This window comes from Variovorax sp. P1_H2, assembly GCF_056405295.1.
The window spans coordinates 1-1,910 of record NZ_JBFUCJ010000263.1 but is presented as its reverse complement, the minus strand read 5'-3'; the positions used below and the strand labels follow the sequence as shown (position 1 = coordinate 1,910).

Sequence of the window (1,910 nt, the reverse complement as noted above, 5' to 3'; positions counted from 1 at the left end):
GTCTACGTTCAGTGAGTAGCTCAATCCGGGGCAGTACTTGACGAGTGTGTTTTTTGCCCCCGTGTAGACAAGCAAAATGGCATACCCTGGACAATCGGGGATCGTAATATCGAAAAAAGATAGAGTGCCATTCTGAGTTATTTTTTTATACAAGGCTGCATAGTCGTTTAATGCTAATTCGACAATGYCGTTCGGGAGTGCTTGGCCAGCTGCTCCTGTGAGCCAGAAGATGAGCAAGCATTGTCGTTCGATCTGTTCCTTCACTGAGGACAATATTGCGTCTTCAAGATTTAGATGTGCGCTGCATCCTGAAGTGTCGCGGTAGGGAAAAAAGTCGTCATGCGTATATTCTGGAATAGATGATATTCTCATGGTGGCAGTTGGTATCATTCTCTCGTCCCCGTGCTTGCTTATGACTCGAGTCAAAGGGAAGATATGCCGATCTACATCGCATGCTTCTGTATTCCCTGTCTGCGTCAGCGCCTGTATCCATTCACTTCGTTCATTATCTGGCATGACGTCTGCCAAGCGGGCCCGAATTGAAATAGGGACTTGAGAAGAAAAGTGCCGGCGCTCGAGAAACTCCCCCAAACCGGCAAATATGCCCGACAAGCCTCGACCTATTCCGCTGGATGAAAGGCCGAAATTGTCGATAGCCCACGATGTATTTGGTAGCGCTAAATTTACCGAACTCTCGGCGACGAATATATTCGGGTGATCGATCGAGGACCGGCTAATTCTGCGAAATTTATACATTCTTATTCTCCGAAAAACTGAGCGACGCAGGGCAGCACGGAGGTGATATTTATGTTTAATTGTTTGGCGACCAAGCCATCGTAGAAGCCCGCCCAGACTCGATTTCTCATATCAAATTCTTTTGAATAGAGATCGCACAGTTGATACATTGAACCAACTTCCATTAATGCGTTTCTATATCCGCGATACTTGTATTTGAATATGGCCTTGTCTAGATGTATGCAGTAGACAAGTGCAAAATAAGGGTATCCGATATCTTCGTCGTAACCGGAGAGACTGTCTCTTAATTCTTCGATCGAGGCGCTTGCTTGCATCGACTCGAGTTCTCTAGAGTTTGCTTTGAGGTGAAAAACAGGGTGATCGTTTGGCCAGTCTTTGATTTTTTGAGAAAGTCGGCAGATAAAAACTTCGACTGGATAAAGACCTCCACCGGATGGATACAGTCGCCGTGGAATTTCCCCTTCGGCTGGAGTTTTCCTTGTCAATGCATCTGAGAGGAATTGGCTTATTTTCCCAAGCGAGATTTCTTGGTTGCTGGAAAGTCCTGTTTTTGAATTTTTTCGAACTAACGCCGCATTCTCGCGTTGCGGTGCGGGGAGCGTGATCTCTCCCGGCATGCCCGGCCAGAATTCTATTTCTTTGCCGACAAAGTCAGTGAGTTTCGCAGGATCGAGGTTCGCCAGCAACTGTCCACGTTCTTTCAGGCCTTGGATTAGCAAATACTGCTGTTGTGCATGAAATGCACTTATATTATCGTGAACATCGTCTTGGCTAATTTCTGAATAGCGTTGATGGGGAATTTTCACGTTCGTCTCCAGTGCGCTGGGTGAGGTTTGGCTCTTCATGCTGCCATGCGGCTACTATTTCGCTTGAGTAGCTCCCGGTCGACAGGTCGACTCGTTTTGCACGGGGCATATCGTTGAGATGGGGTGGATGATTGGTTATTCCGGTGAACTCGATTATCTTCTTGAGAAGATGAAAGGCCGCGAGATTCAATTCAACTTCCATCGTTCGGTATGGATTGTTAAATGCGCATCCTTGAGTAAGAAAGAGATCGAACAATTCTAGCCAGCCGGAGTTATTGCTTGTGTTTTTTTCAAGATCTCGCCATTTTGCGATATGACTGAAATGTGATGGTAGGCCTAGATTCTTTA

Annotated in this window: 3 protein-coding genes; all 3 read right to left on the bottom strand. The window is 46.3% G+C overall.

Features of this window, described 5'->3' with window-relative positions; translation table 11 throughout:
* Positions 1 to 756: YcaO-like family protein (locus tag AC1D2E_RS35665; RefSeq protein WP_478201769.1), on the bottom strand; the 756-nt coding region annotated here is incomplete at its 3' end.
* Positions 757 to 758: 2 nt separating this feature from the next.
* Positions 759 to 1,562, bottom strand: coding sequence for a nitroreductase family protein (locus AC1D2E_RS35660; protein ID WP_478201768.1), 804 nt, complete (start codon positions 1,560 to 1,562; stop codon positions 759 to 761).
* The coding region (locus tag AC1D2E_RS35655) for a hypothetical protein (protein WP_478201767.1) at positions 1,528 to 1,910 on the bottom strand (383 nt) is incomplete at its 5' end. The genes AC1D2E_RS35655 and AC1D2E_RS35660, both read right to left, overlap by 35 nt.